Annotated in this window: 15 protein-coding genes; 2 read left to right on the top strand and 13 right to left on the bottom strand. The window is 61.2% G+C overall.

Translation table 11 applies throughout. From position 1 onward, the window contains the following. Nucleotides 1-22: 22 nt before the first annotated feature. From QOM08_RS09070 to ccoN (QOM08_RS09115), 10 genes are all read right to left on the bottom strand, one after another. A complete protein-coding gene (locus QOM08_RS09070) occupies nucleotides 23-433 on the bottom strand; it encodes a type II toxin-antitoxin system VapC family toxin (protein ID WP_188252457.1) in 411 nt (136 codons plus the stop codon). Beyond that, entirely contained in the window at nucleotides 433-687 is a 255-nt protein-coding gene (locus tag QOM08_RS09075; protein WP_188252456.1) for a type II toxin-antitoxin system Phd/YefM family antitoxin, read from the bottom strand. The genes QOM08_RS09070 and QOM08_RS09075 overlap by 1 nt, the downstream gene beginning before the upstream one ends. Before the next feature lie 147 nt (nucleotides 688-834). Further along, the gene (ccoP, locus tag QOM08_RS09080; protein WP_047227186.1) at nucleotides 835-1,818 is read right to left on the bottom strand and encodes a cytochrome-c oxidase, cbb3-type subunit III; all 984 of its coding nucleotides are present in this window, start codon (nucleotides 1,816-1,818) and stop codon (nucleotides 835-837) included. Then, complete coding sequence (locus QOM08_RS09085) at nucleotides 1,815-2,000, bottom strand: CcoQ/FixQ family Cbb3-type cytochrome c oxidase assembly chaperone (protein ID WP_003183474.1); 186 nt, start codon at nucleotides 1,998-2,000, stop codon at nucleotides 1,815-1,817. The genes ccoP (QOM08_RS09080) and QOM08_RS09085 overlap by 4 nt, the downstream gene beginning before the upstream one ends. A gap of 5 nt (nucleotides 2,001-2,005) precedes the next feature. Next, on the bottom strand, nucleotides 2,006-2,614 hold the full coding sequence (gene ccoO / locus QOM08_RS09090) for a cytochrome-c oxidase, cbb3-type subunit II (protein ID WP_014339380.1): 609 nt from the start codon (nucleotides 2,612-2,614) through the stop codon (nucleotides 2,006-2,008). Continuing rightward, the gene (gene ccoN / locus QOM08_RS09095; RefSeq protein WP_047227187.1) at nucleotides 2,614-4,056 is read right to left on the bottom strand and encodes a cytochrome-c oxidase, cbb3-type subunit I; all 1,443 of its coding nucleotides are present in this window, start codon (nucleotides 4,054-4,056) and stop codon (nucleotides 2,614-2,616) included. Before ccoN (QOM08_RS09095) ends, ccoO (QOM08_RS09090) begins: the two co-directional genes overlap by 1 nt. 481 nt (nucleotides 4,057-4,537) lie before the next feature. Next, entirely contained in the window at nucleotides 4,538-5,491 is a 954-nt protein-coding gene (gene ccoP / locus QOM08_RS09100) for a cytochrome-c oxidase, cbb3-type subunit III (protein WP_188252455.1), read from the bottom strand. Next, complete coding sequence (locus tag QOM08_RS09105; RefSeq protein WP_047227189.1) at nucleotides 5,488-5,691, bottom strand: cbb3-type cytochrome oxidase subunit 3; 204 nt, start codon at nucleotides 5,689-5,691, stop codon at nucleotides 5,488-5,490. The genes ccoP (QOM08_RS09100) and QOM08_RS09105 overlap by 4 nt, the downstream gene beginning before the upstream one ends. A 4-nt stretch (nucleotides 5,692-5,695) precedes the next feature. Then, nucleotides 5,696-6,304, bottom strand: a complete 609-nt coding sequence (ccoO, locus tag QOM08_RS09110) for a cytochrome-c oxidase, cbb3-type subunit II (protein ID WP_047227190.1) — start codon at nucleotides 6,302-6,304, stop codon at nucleotides 5,696-5,698. A gap of 10 nt (nucleotides 6,305-6,314) precedes the next feature. Beyond that, nucleotides 6,315-7,739: a cytochrome-c oxidase, cbb3-type subunit I gene (gene ccoN, locus QOM08_RS09115; protein ID WP_014339375.1), complete on the bottom strand. Its 1,425-nt coding sequence runs from the start codon at nucleotides 7,737-7,739 to the stop codon at nucleotides 6,315-6,317. A 96-nt stretch (nucleotides 7,740-7,835) separates the two neighbouring features. Here ccoN (QOM08_RS09115) and QOM08_RS09120 point away from each other — a divergent pair, with 96 nt between their 5' ends. Beyond that, complete coding sequence (locus QOM08_RS09120) at nucleotides 7,836-8,522, top strand: alpha/beta family hydrolase (RefSeq protein ID WP_316912850.1); 687 nt, start codon at nucleotides 7,836-7,838, stop codon at nucleotides 8,520-8,522. Nucleotides 8,523-8,818: 296 nt separating this feature from the next. Here QOM08_RS09120 and QOM08_RS09125 read toward each other — a convergent pair whose 3' ends face one another. From QOM08_RS09125 to acnA, 3 genes are all read right to left on the bottom strand, one after another. Further along, a complete protein-coding gene (locus QOM08_RS09125) occupies nucleotides 8,819-10,384 on the bottom strand; it encodes a methyl-accepting chemotaxis protein (protein WP_076385612.1) in 1,566 nt (521 codons plus the stop codon). Nucleotides 10,385-10,460: 76 nt separating this feature from the next. Next, nucleotides 10,461-11,249 carry a CPBP family intramembrane glutamic endopeptidase gene (locus tag QOM08_RS09130; RefSeq protein WP_288916380.1) on the bottom strand — a complete coding sequence of 263 codons (789 nt, stop codon included), beginning with the start codon at nucleotides 11,247-11,249 and terminating at the stop codon, nucleotides 10,461-10,463. A gap of 125 nt (nucleotides 11,250-11,374) precedes the next feature. Then, on the bottom strand, nucleotides 11,375-14,116 hold the full coding sequence (gene acnA / locus QOM08_RS09135) for an aconitate hydratase AcnA (RefSeq protein WP_316912851.1): 2,742 nt from the start codon (nucleotides 14,114-14,116) through the stop codon (nucleotides 11,375-11,377). Nucleotides 14,117-14,288: 172 nt separating this feature from the next. Here acnA and rlmM point away from each other — a divergent pair, with 172 nt between their 5' ends. Beyond that, on the top strand, nucleotides 14,289-15,362 hold the full coding sequence (gene rlmM, locus QOM08_RS09140; protein WP_316912852.1) for a 23S rRNA (cytidine(2498)-2'-O)-methyltransferase RlmM: 1,074 nt from the start codon (nucleotides 14,289-14,291) through the stop codon (nucleotides 15,360-15,362). Nucleotides 15,363-15,366: the final 4 nt, after the last annotated feature.

Genomic DNA, 15,366 nt, shown 5'->3' on the forward strand with positions numbered 1-15,366 from the left:
GATGGTCCGTCGCGACGTTATATTAGCTTGACCATGGATTGAGCAAGGCCACGCCGCTGCTTTGAAAATCACTCACATTGCGGGTGACCACGGTCAGGCCATGGACCAGCGCCGTGGCGGCAATCAGTGCATCGCATTCATTGTTGCGATCCGGTACATGCAGGCGAGCGCAGCGCAGCGCGACGGTGCGGTCGACCGCCAGGATCCTGCCGGAAAATGCGGGCAGGACGTGGTTATCCAGCCACGCGCGCAGGCGGCTGCCTTGCACCGGATCCTTGCGTTCGAAGCGCATTACACCAGTTTCCAGCTCCAATACGGTGATTGCCGAGACGTACAGGTTGGGGGCGGACACGCTCCGTGCCCAGGCCTGTACGTTTTTATCTGCATGCGGCTTGCGCAGTTCCGAAATGACATTGGTGTCGAGTAGAAACATCAGGACAGGTCCAAAGGCCGGGGAGTGATGACGGCACGTTCGGTATCGAAATCGATATCCGGCGCGTCGGGCATGACCAGCAACTCGACAATGCTGGTGCCAATGCCGGTCAGTTTCTGGTACTGCTCAATGCTTAGCAGTACGTGGGCCGGCTTGCCACGGTCAGTGATGATGACTGGCCCCTGGCGGGCGGCTTTTTTGGCACCACTTGTGTCGTGGTTGAATTCGCGGCTGGAAATGGTCGTGATGGACATGGCAGTGCCCTCATAAACTACAATGTAGGCACGTTACTACTGGCGTGGGAGGCGAGCAAGTGAAACAGCTTCGCTCCTGGATACCCACCAATAAAAAGGCCCCGCCAACATGGGTTGGCGGGGCCTTTGGTACATCAGGCGTGTGCCTTACTGGGCATCGGCAGATGGCGCCGGTTCCCCATGAGACAGGCTGTAGACGTACGCAGCCAGCAGGTGGACCTTGTCGTTACCCTGCAGATCGGCCTGGGCAGGCATCTGGCCCTGGCGACCGTAACGGATGGTCTGCTGCAGCTGAGCGAAGCTCGAACCGTAGATGAAACCGGCCGGGTGCGTCAGGTCAGGTGCGCCCATGGCAGGCGTGCCCTTGCCGGCTGGACCGTGGCAGGCCACGCAGTTGGCTGCGAACAGCTTCTGGCCGTTGGCCGGGTCGGCTTTGGCGCCTTCCGGCAGTTTACGGCCGTGCAGACTGGTCACCACGTAGGCGGAGACGTCGGCAACACCTTGCTCGCCAACCACGGCAGCCCAGCCCGGCATCACGGCATGACGACCGCCCATGATGGTGGTCTTGATGGTTTCCGGCTCACCACCCCAGCGCCAGTCGGCGTCGGTCAGGTTCGGGAAGCCGTAGGCACCCTTGGCGTCGGAACCGTGGCAGACCGAGCAGTTGGAGGCGAACAGGCGGCCACCCATCTTCAGGGCTTGCGGGTCTTTGGCGACTTCTTCAATCGGCATGGAGGCGAACTTGGCGAAGATCGGGCCGAACTTGGCGTCCGAACGCGCCATTTCCTTTTCCCACTCGTGAACGCCGGTCCAGCCGGTCTGGCCATTGGCGAAAGGGGTCTGCTTTTCGGTGTCCAGATAGTTATACCCTGGCAGCAGGCCTTTCCAGTTGCCCAGGCCCGGGTAGAGCACCAGATAACCCAAGGCGAAGACAATGGTGCCCACGAACAACATGAACCACCATTTAGGCAGTGGGTTGTCGTACTCTTCGATGCCATCGAACGAGTGACCAACAGTCTCGTCCGTTTGTTCGGCGCGCTGGCCCTTACGGGTCGACAGCAGCAGCCAGGTCAGGGCGAAGATCGTACCCAGACTGAGGACTGTGACGTACAGACTCCAGAACGTAGTCATTCTTTGTTACTCCTAGAAGCTTGCTCGACGTGCTTGATGGCTTCGGGATCATCCGCGAACGGCAGCAAGGTCGCGTCGTCAAACTCCGACTTGCGCTTGGGGCTGAACACCCACAACGCCAGACCGATAAAGGCCACCATCACGACGACGGTGCCCAGGCCACGAATCATCCCGATATCCATCTAAATCACCGTTTGCTTTTGATGATGGTGCCCAGGCCTTGCAGATAGGCCACCAGCGCGTCCATTTCAGTCTTGCCCTTCACGGCATCCTTGGCACCGGCGATGTCTTCATCGGTGTAAGGCACGCCCAGGGTACGCAAGACTTCCATTTTCTTGGCGGTGTCTTTGCCGTCGAGCTTGTTTTCTACGAGGAACGGGTAAGCCGGCATTTTCGACTCAGGCACTACGTTGCGCGGGTTGTACAGGTGCGCACGCTGCCAGTCGTCGGAGTAGCGACCGCCCACACGGGCCAGGTCCGGGCCGGTACGCTTGGAACCCCACAGGAACGGGTGGTCCCAGACGCTTTCACCGGCAACCGAGTAGTGGCCATAGCGTTCGGTTTCGGCGCGAAACGGACGGATCATCTGCGAGTGGCAGCCGACACAGCCGTTGGCGATGTAGACGTCGCGACCTTCCAGTTCAAGGGCGGTGCGTGGCTTCATGCCTTCGACCGGCTTGTTGGTCACGTCCTGGAAAAACAGCGGAACGATCTGGGTCAGGCCGCCGATGCTGACGGCGATGACCATGAAGAAGGCCAGCAGGCCAATATTCTTCTCTACTGTTTCGTGCTTCATCAGTGAGCTCCAACTACGGCGATCTTGGCGGCGGCTTCAGCTTCAGCCGGGTCAGAGGCACGAACGGTGCGATACACGTTGTAGGCCATGAACAGCATGCCGCTGGCGAAGAACGCGCCGCCCAGGGCACGGACGATGAAACCAGGGTGGCTGGCTTGCAGCGCTTCAACGAACGAGTAGGTCAGGGTGCCGTCGTCGTTGATTGCACGCCACATCAGGCCCTGGGTGATGCCGTTGACCCACATCGAGGCGATGTAGAGCACGGTGCCGATGGTGGCGAGCCAGAAGTGAGTGTTGATCAGGCCGGTGCTGTGCATCTGCGCACGACCGAACAGTTTCGGGATCATGTGGTAGATCGCGCCGATGGAAATCATCGCAACCCAGCCCAAGGCCCCGGCGTGTACGTGACCGATGGTCCAGTCGGTGTAGTGGCTCAGGGAGTTGACGGTCTTGATGGCCATCATCGGGCCTTCGAAGGTCGACATGCCGTAGAACGCCAGGGAAACCACCAGGAACCGCAGGATCGGGTCGGTGCGCAGCTTATGCCAGGCGCCCGAGAGGGTCATCATGCCGTTGATCATGCCGCCCCAGCTTGGAGCCAGCAGGATGATCGACATCGCCATGCCCAGGGACTGTGCCCAGTCCGGCAGCGCGGTGTAGTGCAGGTGGTGCGGGCCGGCCCAGATGTACAGGGTGATCAGCGCCCAGAAGTGGACGATGGACAGGCGATAGGAATAGATCGGACGCTCGGCCTGTTTCGGCACGAAGTAATACATCATCCCCAGGAAGCCGGTGGTCAGGAAGAAGCCCACGGCGTTGTGGCCGTACCACCACTGGATCATCGCGTCGGTGGCGCCCGAGTAGGCCGAGTAGGACTTGAAGAAGCTGACCGGCAGGGACGCGTGGTTGACGATGTGCAGCATGGCGGTCACGACGATGAAGGCACCGTAGAACCAGTTACCGACATAGATGTGCTTGGTCTTGCGCTTGACGATAGTGCCGAAGAACACCAGACCGTAGGTCACCCAGACGATGGCCAGCAGAATAGCCAGGGGCCATTCCAGCTCTGCGTATTCCTTGGTGGTGGTGAAACCCATCGGCAAGGTCACGATCGCACCGACGATGACCGCTTGCCAACCCCAGAAGGTGAAGGCGGCGAGGCTGTCGGAAATCAGTCGCGTTTGGCAGGTTCGCTGCACGACGTAATAGGAAGTGGCAAACAACGCACAACCACCGAAGGCGAAGATCACCAGGTTGGTGTGCAGCGGGCGCAGGCGTCCAAACGTCGTCCATGGCAGATCGAAGTTCAACTCCGGCCAGACCAGTTGCGAGGCGATGAATACACCGAGCCCCATGCCAAGGATCCCCCAGACCACCGTCATGATGGCGAACTGGCGGACTACCTTATAGTTATAAGCAGTCGGACTGATTGCTGTGCTCATTCTAAGGTTCCACGGTTTGGGTGTTTTATTAGGATAAAAATCGGTCGCAAGTATGGAGAAAGCGGGGGGTCATTGCAACGCGCCATGACCTGGGTCAATGCTTTCCAAAGCAGATTCTGCGGCCTTTCCATGTGCTGAGTAGGGACAAAATTGGCCCTCGGTAAAATGTCGCAACGAAGGAAAGAGGCGAGGGGGGCAGGTCGGTTGTAACGGGGTGTGTTCGAGCACGGCGTTCGGGTGATGCCAGGTAACTGTCGCAACAGCCGGTATTCACCTGCCTTTGCGGCCTTTTTGTCGAACGATTGTCGAACGCATCGGGTCGGGTCGACCTGAAACCGGCAGTCGCCAGCGCACGCAGAGGCAAGCTTAGACTTGATTCCGGGGAACCGAAAGGAAGACGAAGGGAGGGTGCGACAATGCGTCGCGCAGGGGCACGAAACAGCCGCATCCAGATGGATGCGGCTGTTCGCGTGGTCAGGATTTATTCGCTTTTGCGTTCAGCTTGCAGACGCTCGGCGTCCGCCGCGTGGGACAGGCTGTAGACGTAAGCCGCGAGCAGTTGCACCTTGTCATTGCCGAGCAGCTCATTCTGCGCCGGCATATGGCCCTGGCGGCCATGACGGATGGTCTGTTGCAGTTGCGCCAGGCTGGTGCCGTAGATGAAGCCGGCCGGCAAGGTCAGGTCTGGCGCGCCCATGGCTTCGGTGCCTTTACCGTTGGCACCGTGGCAGGCAACGCAAGTGGTGTTGAACGCTTGCTGGCCTGCTTGCAGATCGGCGCCGCTGTCTGCCGGCAGCGGCAGGCCCGCCAGATCATGGCGCACATACGCGGCCACGTTCTTGACGCCGGCTTCGCCCAGCACTTCGCCCCAGGCCGGCATCGCGGCCATGCGACCGCCCATGATGGTGGCCTTGATGGTTTCGGCACTGCCGCCCCAGCGCCAGTGGCTGTCGGCCAGGTTCGGGAAGCCGAAGGCACCTTTGGCGTCCGAGCCGTGGCAGACCGAGCAGTTGGAGGCGAACAAGCGGCCACCCATCTTCAAGGCCTGTGGGTCCTTGGCGACTTCTTCCACCGGCATGGCGGCGAATTTGGCGAAGATCGGCCCGAACTTGGCGTCGGCCCTGGCCATTTCCTTTTCCCATTCATGGGCGCCGGTCCAGCCATTTTCGTAGCCGGGCAGGATGCCTTTCCAGTTGCCCAGGCCCGGGTAGAGAACCAGGTAGCCGACGGAAAACACCAAAGTGCCGGCGAACAACAGGAACCACCACTGCGGCAGCGGGTTGTCGTACTCCTCGATGCCGTCGAAGCTGTGGCCCATGGTCTGGTCGACGCTGCCCTTGGTCTCGCCCTTGCGGGTGCCGATCAGCAGCCAGGTCAGACCGATCAGGCTGCCGATGGTCAGTACGCTGATCCACGTACTCCAGAAGGTGGTCATGGCCGGGTGCTCCTTGTTGCAGGGTCTTGGGGGTTGGCGATGTCGGCGGATGGCTCGTCGGCGAACGGCAGCAGGCGCGCCTGAGCGAACTCCGAGTTGCGCTTGCTGCTGAATACCCACAGGGTCAGGCCGATGAAGGCCACGAACACCACGACCGTGCCCAGGCCGCGGATCATTCCAGTGCTCATTTCAAGAAACATAGGCTCACCTCTTGCTCTTGATGGCAGTGCCGAGCACTTGCAGGTAGGCCACCAGCGCGTCCATCTCGGTCTTGTCCTTGAGCGAGGCCACGCTGCCGGCGATGTCGTCGTCGGTGTACGGCACGCCCAGGGTGCGCATGGCGCGCAGCTTGCCTTCGGTGTGGCTGCTGTCCACCGTTTGGGTTACCAGCCACGGATAGGCCGGCATCTTCGACTCAGGCACGACGTTGCGCGGGTTGTACAGGTGGGCGCGATGCCAGTCATCGGAGTAGCGCGCGCCGACCCGGGCCAGGTCCGGCCCGGTGCGCTTGGAGCCCCACAGGAACGGGTGGTCCCAGACGCTTTCACCGGCCACCGAGTAGTGGCCGTAGCGCTCGGTCTCGGCGCGGAACGGACGGATCATCTGCGAATGGCAGCCGACGCAGCCTTCGCGGATATAGATGTCGCGACCTTCCAGTTGCAGCGCGGTGTAGGGCTTCATGCCGTCCACCGGTTTGTTGGTCACGTCCTGGAAGAACAGCGGCACGATCTGGGTCAGGCCGCCAATGCTCACGGCCAGAACCATCAGCAGCATCAGCAGGCCGACGTTTTTTTCGATTGTTTCGTGTTTCATGGCGGACTCCTCAAGCCATCTGCGCGGCAGCGGCGGCTTCGGCAGGCTGGTAGGCCCGCACGGTGCGCCAGGTGTTGTAGGCCATCAGCAGCATGCCGAGGAGGAAGATCGCCCCGCCCGCCAGCCGTACGACGAAGCCTGGGTGGCTGGCCACCAGGGTTTCAACGAAGGAGTAGGTCAGGGTGCCGTCCTCGTTCACCGCACGCCACATCAGGCCCTGGGCGATGCCGTTGACCCACATGGAGGCGATGTACAGCACGGTGCCGATGGTCGCGAGCCAGAAGTGCGCGTTGATCAGGCCGATGCTGTGCATCTGGGGGCGGCCGAAGACTTTCGGGATCATGTGATACAGCGCGCCGATGGAAATCATCGCCACCCAACCCAAGGCACCAGCGTGTACGTGGCCGATGGTCCAGTCGGTGTAGTGGGAGAGGGCGTTGACGGTCTTGATGGCCATCATCGGGCCTTCGAAGGTCGACATGCCGTAGAACGCCAGGGACACCACCAGGAACCGCAGGATCGGGTCGCTGCGCAATTTATGCCAGGCACCCGACAGGGTCATCATGCCGTTGATCATACCGCCCCAGCTCGGTGCCAGCAGGATCAGCGACATCACCATGCCCAGGGACTGTGCCCAGTCCGGCAGCGCGGTGTAGTGCAGGTGGTGCGGGCCGGCCCAGATGTACAGGGTGATCAGCGCCCAGAAGTGCACGATGGACAACCGATAGGAATACACCGGACGCTCGGCCTGCTTCGGCACGAAGTAATACATCATCCCCAAAAAGCCGGCGGTGAGGAAAAAGCCCACGGCGTTGTGGCCGTACCACCATTGCACCATCGCATCGGTGGCCCCGGCATACACCGAGTAGGATTTGGTGAAGCTCACCGGCAATTCCAGGTTGTTGACGATGTGCAGGATCGCCACGGTCAGGATGAACCCGCCGAAGAACCAGTTACCGACGTAGATGTGTTTGGTGTTGCGCTTGGCCACGGTGCCGAAGAACACGATGGCGTAGGCGACCCAGACGATGGTGATCAGAATGTCGATCGGCCATTCCAGTTCGGCGTATTCCTTGGAGCTGGTGTAGCCCAGCGGCAGGCTGATGGCCGCCAGCAGGATTACCAATTGCCAGCCCCAGAAGCAGAACGCGGCGATTTTCGGCGCGAACAGCTGTGTCTGACAGGTGCGTTGCACCGAGTAGAACGAACTGGCGAACAGGGCGCAGCCGCCGAAGGCGAAGATCACCGCGTTGGTATGCAACGGGCGCAGGCGGCCGAAGCTGGTCCACGGCAAATCGAAGTTGAGCTGTGGCCAGACCAATTGGGCCGCGAGAAAAACCCCGAGCCCCATGCCGACGATGCCCCACACCACCGTCATAATGGCGAATTGGCGGACCACCTTGTAGTTGTAGGCGGTACTGATAGATGTGTTCATGGTTCCCCATCCACGGTTCAGCCGAAGTGAGCGCTTGCGCAAGGCAGCGCGGCATTCTTCGCCTGGAGTTATAGGCAGACTAAAAGCGAGGCAAGCATGGACAAACAGCACAAGGCCAGTATTGACGGGGATCAATGGGCGCGATGTGTGGCCGAACACGGTTGGCTATGGACGGCGGCGCAAACGGGTGTCAGCGCCGAGCCACCGACCCTGATCCTGGCCCATGGCGCCGGCGCGCCGATGGACAGCGGGTTCATGAACGAAATGGCCGTGCGCCTTGCCGGGCATGGCATCAACGTGTTGCGCTTTGAGTTTCCTTACATGGCTCAACGACGCCTGGACGGCGGTAAACGTCCGCCGAACCCGGCTCCCAAGTTGCTGGAATGCTGGCGTGAGGTGTACGCCACGGTGCGGCCTTATGTCGCTGGGCGGTTGGCCATTGGCGGCAAGTCCATGGGCGGGCGCATGGCGAGTTTGCTGGCCGATGAGCTGAAAGCTGATGCCCTGGTGTGCCTGGGGTATCCCTTCTACGCGGTGGGCAAACCGGAGAAACCGCGGGTCGAGCACTTGGCAGCATTGAAGACCCGGACCTTGATCGTCCAGGGCGAGCGCGATGCCTTGGGTAACCGCGAGGCGGTGCAGGGTTACGTGCTGTCACCGAGTATCGAGGTGATGTGGCTGGAGGCGGGGGATCATGATCTGAAACCGCTGAAGGCCTCGGGGTTTAGTCATGAGCAGCATCTGGAGGCGGCGGCGGGCAGGGTGGCCGGGTTTCTTCAGTAGGTTCCTTGCCGACTATCAAGGCCTCATCGCGAGCAGGCTCGCTCCCACAATTGGAATGCCTTTGAATGAGCAACCTTGACCCCCCTGAGGGAGTAAGGCTGCTCCCACAATTGGAATGCCTTTGAATGAGCAACCTTGACCCTCTGTGGGAGTAAGGCTGCTCCCACAATTGGAATGCCTTTGAATGAGCAACCTTGACCCTCTGTGGGAGCGAGCCTGCTCGCGATAGCGGCCTGTCAGGCAACAAAAAACCCGGAAGCTTGCGCTGTCCGGGTTTTTCATGAGGCAGGCTTCTATCAGCGGTTGAACCGCTCCACCAGCGAATACTGCGTATTGGCGGTGCGGGTCAGTTCTTCGCTCAGTAGCGCCGAGCTGTGGGCCTGGCCCGAGGTCTGGTCGGCCAGTTCCGAGATGTTGCTGATATTGCGGCTGATCTCTTCGGCCACCGAACTCTGCTCTTCGGTAGCGGCAGCGATCTGGGTGGTCATGTCGGTGATGTTGGCCACCGCTTCACTGATGCCCACCAGCGCTGCGTCCGCCTCCATGACCCGAGCCACGCCTTCTTCAGCCTGGCGGTGGCCGGCATCCATGGTCTGCACGGCATTGGTGGCGGTTTGCTGGAGCTTGGCGATCAGGGCGTGGATCTGCCCGGTGGATTCACTGGTACGTTGCGCCAGTTGGCGCACTTCGTCCGCCACCACGGCAAAGCCGCGACCCATCTCTCCGGCGCGGGCCGCTTCGATGGCGGCGTTGAGGGCCAGCAGGTTGGTCTGGTCGGCAATGCCTTTGATCACGTCCACCACGCCACCAATCTCGTCGCTGTCCTTGGCCAGCTGGGTCACGGTCTGCCCGGTCTCGCCCACCACCACCGACAAACGCTCGATGGCTTCACGGGTTTCCCCGGCGATGTCGCGTCCACGACTGGTCAGGCGATTGGCTTCCTGGGTGGCGTCGGCGGTGCGTTGCACGTGGCTGGCGACTTCCTGGGTCGTCGCGGCCATCTCGTTGACGGCGGTGGCCACCTGTTCGGTCTCCACTCGCTGGCGTTCCAGCCCACTGGAGCTGTTATGGGCCAGCGAATTCGACTGCCGCGCCTGCTCGTTGAGGTGTTCGGCAGTGTCCTGCAACCGGGTCAGGCAGGTTTTCAGGCGAGCTTCCTGGCTGAGGATCGACATCTCCAGGCGCGCCTGGACGCCTCGACTGTCGGTGTACATCCGGGCGATCAACGGATCGGAGGTGGTTTGCTCGGCCAGACGCAGCAGGCGCTTGATCCCGCGCTGTTGCCATTGCAGGCCCATCAGGCCCAGGGGCACCGAGAGCACGGCAGCCAGGGCAAAGCCCCAGGAGGAATTGAGAAATGCGCCAACCACGAAGCTCAATTGGCTGACCAGGATAAACGGCAGCCAGTCCTGCAGGATCGGCAACCATTTGTCGCTGCGCGGGATCGCCGGCTTGCCCTGATTGATGCGTTGATAGAGCGCTTCGGCCCGGCTGATCTGCTCGGCGCTGGGCTTGACCCGCACCGACTCGTAGCCGATCACCTGGTTACCTTCGAACACGGGGGTGACATAGGCGTTGACCCAGTAATGGTCACCGCTCTTGCAGCGATTCTTGACGATGCCCATCCATGGCAAGCCTTGTTTGAGCGTGTTCCACATATGGGCGAACACGGCCGACGGCACATCGGGATGGCGTACCAGGTTGTGGGGCGAGCGGATCAGTTCCTCCTTGGAAAACCCGCTGATTTCAACGAACGCGTCGTTGCAATAGGTGATCACACCTTTGGCATCGGTAGTGGAAATCAGACGTTGTTGGGCCGGGAAGGTCCTTTCGCGTTGTGTGACGGGCTGGTTGTTACGCATGGTGTGTAGATCCGCAAGGCTTTGAAAGGTTGTCGGCGCCGTCAGGTTTTTATTGAAGTTATTTTTCCGGTCGGTATCACGCCAGCATCGGGTAGGTAAATAGGGCGAAATGAAGCAGATTGAGGCCAAAGTGGGCGGCAATCGCCGCGCCCAGCCCACCAAAGCGATAAGCCAGGCCATAACCGACCCCCGCCATGCCCGACAGCAACACCCATTGCCATCCCGCCCCGGCATGCACCAGGCCGAACAGCAGCGAGGCCAGGACCAATGCCAGATTGTCGCCATAGTTCAGATGTTTGAAGCGTCGGCTCAGGCCACCCTGAATGTAGCCACGAAACAGCGCTTCCTCCACCAACGTCACCAATAAAAGATTATTGAGTACCCATATCCAGGCCGACTCCGGCCACTTCGGTGCCCAATGGATCATTCCCAGCAGCATCGCCCCGCCCAGCGCCAGCACGGCGCTCAGGGTCAGCCCCAGGGCAGTGGCCTGTAGCGACAGGCGAAACGAGCGCCTGCCGACGATCCAGGGACACGCCAGCAGTAACCAGAAGCCGATCAGTGGCTTGTCCTGGTTCAGGTACATGGCAAACGGCACGGCATCGTCGGTAAAACGTTGCGGCGCGATTGCCCGGCCATTGAAAAAACCCGGCATCCAGTGCAAGGCCAACGCCAGGGCCATCACCACAAACAGGGCGTGGCCGAGAAACTGCCCGACCGGTGTCTGCTGCTGGCGCACCGCATACCCGGCGAACAGCAGCAGCGCGACCGAGATCGCAGCAGTCCAGGCCAGATGGCCGAAGGCCAGGGCCAAGGCATAGCCGATGGAAAGGAAGGCCAGGTATGGCCAGGGCAGGGCAGGCATATCACATCCTTTGAGACTGAAGAACCGTTTGTGGCGATGGTGATGGCAGGACCGGCAGGATTATAGGCAGACCCATACGAAAACACCGCCTATTAACAGGCGGTGTTTTCGTAAGACGCTTCTTTTTATTCTGAAATCAATTGCCGTAGGACGTAGTGCAAAATCCCCCCAGCCTTGAAATATTCCACTTCATTCAAGGTGTCGATCCGGCACAACACTTCAATCCGCTCCTGGCGGCCGTCCTCGCGGGTGATGATCAGTGGCAGGTTCATGCGTGGCGTCAGTTCGACGTCGCTCAGGCCCAGGATGTCCAGGGTTTCCTTGCCGGTGAGGTTCAGGCTCTTGCGATTCTGATCGAGCTTGAACTGCAACGGCAGCACGCCCATGCCCACCAGGTTGGAGCGATGGATGCGCTCGAAGCTCTCGGCGATCACCGCTTTGACCCCCAACAGATTGGTGCCCTTGGCGGCCCAGTCCCGACTCGAGCCGGTGCCATATTCCTGTCCGGCGATCACCACCAGAGGTGTGCCCATGGCCTGATACAACATGGCGGCGTCGTAGATCGGCATTTTCTCGCCACTGGGGATGTAGATCGTATTGCCGCCTTCTTCGCCGCCGAGCATTTCGTTGCGGATCCGGATATTGGCGAAGGTGCCGCGCATCATGACCTGATGGTTACCGCGCCTTGAACCGTAGGAGTTGAAGTCCCGGGGCTCCACGCCCTGTTCGCGCAGATAACGGCCGGCCGGGCTGTCGGTCTTGATATTGCCGGCCGGGGAGATGTGGTCGGTGGTCACCGAGTCGCCGAGCAAAGCCAGGATTCGTGCACCTTCGACATTGTTGATGGCCGGTGGCGGCCCACTGATGTTCTCGAAGAACGGCGGGTGCTGGATGTAGGTTGAGTCCGATTGCCAGACGTAAGTCGCGGCTTGCGGCACCTCGATAGCCTGCCATTGCTCATCACCGGCAAACACGGCGGCGTATTCCTTGTGGAACATGCTGGTGTCGACCTGGGTCACCGCGTTGGCGACTTCCTGGCTGCTGGGCCAGATATCGCGCAGGTACACCGGGTTGCCGTCGCGGTCGTTGCCCAGCGGTTCACTGCTGATGTCGATGCGCACCGTGCCGGCCAGGGCATAGGCGACCACCAGGGGCGGCGACGCCAGCCAGTTGGTTTTTACCAACGGGTGCACGCGGCCTTCGAAGTTACGATTACCCGACAGCACCGAGGCCACCGTCAGGTCGGCGCTCTGGATGGCTTTTTCGATCGGCTCGGGCAACGGCCCCGAGTTGCCGATACAGGTCGTGCAACCGTAACCCACCAGATCGAAACCCAGTTTGTCCAGGTACTCGGTCAGCCCGGCGGCCTTGTAGTAATCGGTGACCACCTTCGAACCTGGTGCCAGGGAACTCTTGACCCACGGCTTACGGGTCAGGCCTTTCTCCACGGCTTTTTTCGCCAGCAGCCCGGCGGCCATCATCACGCTGGGGTTGGAGGTGTTGGTGCAAGAGGTAATGGCCGCAATCACCACTGCGCCGTTTTTCAGGCGATGGGTCCGGCCCTCGAACTCGTATTCGCTTTCCCCCACCTGATCGGCGTTGCCTACCGCGACCCCACCGCCACCCTCGCTTTCCAGGCGGCCTTCTTCCTTGCTGGTGGGTTTGACGTTCAGGCCCAGGAAGTCGCTGAAAGCCTGGCCGACATTCGGCAGTGAGACCCGGTCTTGAGGACGCTTGGGCCCGGCGAGACTGGCCTCGACACTCCCCATGTCCAGTTCCAGCGTGTCGGTGAATACCGGTTCCTGGCCGGGCAGCCGCCACAGGCCCTGAGCCTTGCAGTAGGCTTCCACCAGCTTCACGGTTTCGGTCGGACGTCCGGACAGGCGCAGGTAGTCCAGGGTCACGTCGTCCACCGGGAAGAAACCGCAGGTGGCGCCGTATTCCGGGGCCATGTTGGCGATGGTGGCGCGGTCGGCCAACGGCAGGTCGGCAAGGCCGTCGCCATAGAACTCGACGAATTTGCCCACCACACCTTTCTTGCGCAGCATCTGGGTGACCGTCAGCACCAGGTCGGTGGCGGTGATGCCTTCGCGCAGCTTGCCGATGAGTTTGAAACCGATGACTTCTGGAATCAGCATCGACACCGGCTGGCCGAGCATGGCCGCTTCGGCCTCAATCCCGCCGACGCCCCAGCCCAGTACACCGAGGCCGTTGATCATGGTGGTGTGGGAATCGGTGCCCACCAGGGTGTCCGGGAACGCATAGGTCCGTCCATCTTCCTCTTTGGTCCACACGGTGCGGCCCAGGTATTCGAGGTTGACCTGGTGGCAAATGCCGGTGCCCGGCGGCACCACGCTAAAGTTGTCGAAGGCGCTCTGGCCCCAACGCAGGAAGGCGTAGCGCTCTCCGTTGCGCTGCATTTCGATGTCGACGTTCTGTTCGAACGCCTGGCTGCTGGCGAAATTGTCCACCATCACCGAGTGGTCGATCACCAGGTCCACGGGTGACAGCGGGTTGATCCGCTGCGGATCGCCACCGGCCTTTTCCATGGCGGCGCGCATGGCGGCCAGATCGACCACGGCCGGAACGCCGGTGAAGTCTTGCATCAGTACCCGAGCAGGACGGTATTGAATTTCCCGGTCGGAACGACGCTCCTTCAGCCAGCCGGCGAGGGCCTTGAGATCGGTGCCGGTGACCGTTTTTTCATCTTCCCAGCGCAGCAGGTTCTCCAGCAGCACTTTGAGGGACATGGGCAACCGGTCCAGGTCTCCCAGGCTTCGGGCGGCGTCGGGCAGGCTGAAATAGTGGTAAATCCTGGCGTCGACTTGCAGCGTTTTAAGGGTTTTCAGGCTATCGAGGGACGGCATTGAAATGACTCCTTTGAGTCCGCACGGCTACGGACTGACGGGACGGACAGAGCCTTTAACCTAGCCCTGTTTTGAGCGTATGACTAATCACTGGACTCTACGAGCGGGTTTGGGGTTCCGAACTCCGCTATCATGCGCCGGTTTTCGTGACAGGCTTTGCTACGGAGTTTCAATGAACACGCTTTTCATGCACTGCCGACCAGGCTTCGAAGGCGAGGTCTGTTCCGAGATCGCCGAACACGCCGCACGGCTGAACGTGGCCGGCTACGCCAAGGCCAAGCCGGCCAGCGCCTGCGCCGAATTTGTCTGTACCGAAGACGACGGCGCCGAGCGACTGATGCGCGGCCAGCGTTTCGCCGAGCTGATTTTTCCGCGCCAGTGGGCGCGCGGCAGCTTCATCGATCTGCCGGAAACCGACCGCATCAGTGTCATCCTGGCCCACATGAGCGCCTTCCCGACCTGCGGCAGCTTGTGGTTGGAGGTGGTGGACACCAATGACGGTAAGGAACTGTCGAACTTCTGCAAGAAATTCGAAGGGCCGCTGCGCAAGGCGCTGACCGGCGCCGGCAAACTGGTGGATGACCCGTACAAGCCACGCCTGCTGTTGACCTTCAAGAGCGGTCGCGAAGTCTTCCTGGGCCTGGCGCAGACCGATAATTCGGCCATGTGGCCGATGGGCATTCCACGCCTGAAATTTCCTCGGGAGGCGCCGAGCCGGTCCACCCTCAAGCTTGAAGAGGCCTGGCACCACTTTATTCCTCGGGATCAGTGGGACGAGCGCCTGCACAGCGACATGACCGGTGTGGACCTAGGCGCCGCGCCGGGCGGCTGGACCTGGCAACTGGTCAACCGCGGCATGCTGGTGACGGCCATCGACAACGGGCCGATGGCCGAAAGCCTGATGGACACGGGGCTGGTGCAGCACCTGATGGCGGACGGCTTTACGTTCAAACCCAAGCAGCCGGTGGACTGGATGGTCTGCGACATCGTCGAGAAGCCGGCGCGTAATGCGGCGATGCTGGAAGAGTGGATCGGCGAAGGGCACTGCCGCGAGGCGGTGGTCAACCTCAAGCTGCCGATGAAGCAGCGTTACGCCGAAGTGAAGCGCCTGCTCGAACGTATCGCCGACGGCTTCAAGGCCCGGGGCATCAAGGTCGAGATCGGCTGCAAGCAGCTGTACCACGACCGTGAGGAAGTGACGTGCCATCTGCGGCGGCTGGACGCCAAAAAGCCCAAGTCCCGCTAGCGCT

Origin of the sequence: Pseudomonas sp. P105, assembly GCF_032614175.1 — a bacterium.
Taxonomy (GTDB): domain Bacteria; phylum Pseudomonadota; class Gammaproteobacteria; order Pseudomonadales; family Pseudomonadaceae; genus Aquipseudomonas; species Aquipseudomonas rhizophila.

Bases quoted from the DNA above. Each gene is read 5' to 3' on its own strand.
- rlmM (WP_316912852.1), top strand. From the start codon at position 14,289: ATGAACACGCTTTTCATGCACTGCCGACCAGGCTTCGAAGGCGAGGTC.
- ccoO (WP_014339380.1), bottom strand. From the start codon at position 2,614: ATGAAGCACGAAACAGTAGAGAAGAATATTGGCCTGCTGGCCTTCTTC.
- QOM08_RS09085 (WP_003183474.1), bottom strand. From the start codon at position 2,000: ATGGATATCGGGATGATTCGTGGCCTGGGCACCGTCGTCGTGATGGTG.
- QOM08_RS09075 (WP_188252456.1), bottom strand. From the start codon at position 687: ATGTCCATCACGACCATTTCCAGCCGCGAATTCAACCACGACACAAGT.
- QOM08_RS09070 (WP_188252457.1), bottom strand. From the start codon at position 433: ATGTTTCTACTCGACACCAATGTCATTTCGGAACTGCGCAAGCCGCAT.
- QOM08_RS09120 (WP_316912850.1), top strand. From the start codon at position 7,836: ATGGACAAACAGCACAAGGCCAGTATTGACGGGGATCAATGGGCGCGA.
- ccoO (WP_047227190.1), bottom strand. From the start codon at position 6,304: ATGAAACACGAAACAATCGAAAAAAACGTCGGCCTGCTGATGCTGCTG.
- ccoN (WP_014339375.1), bottom strand. From the start codon at position 7,739: ATGAACACATCTATCAGTACCGCCTACAACTACAAGGTGGTCCGCCAA.
- QOM08_RS09105 (WP_047227189.1), bottom strand. From the start codon at position 5,691: ATGTTTCTTGAAATGAGCACTGGAATGATCCGCGGCCTGGGCACGGTC.
- ccoP (WP_047227186.1), bottom strand. From the start codon at position 1,818: ATGACTACGTTCTGGAGTCTGTACGTCACAGTCCTCAGTCTGGGTACG.
- QOM08_RS09125 (WP_076385612.1), bottom strand. From the start codon at position 10,384: ATGCGTAACAACCAGCCCGTCACACAACGCGAAAGGACCTTCCCGGCC.
- QOM08_RS09130 (WP_288916380.1), bottom strand. From the start codon at position 11,249: ATGCCTGCCCTGCCCTGGCCATACCTGGCCTTCCTTTCCATCGGCTAT.
- ccoN (WP_047227187.1), bottom strand. From the start codon at position 4,056: ATGAGCACAGCAATCAGTCCGACTGCTTATAACTATAAGGTAGTCCGC.
- acnA (WP_316912851.1), bottom strand. From the start codon at position 14,116: ATGCCGTCCCTCGATAGCCTGAAAACCCTTAAAACGCTGCAAGTCGAC.
- ccoP (WP_188252455.1), bottom strand. From the start codon at position 5,491: ATGACCACCTTCTGGAGTACGTGGATCAGCGTACTGACCATCGGCAGC.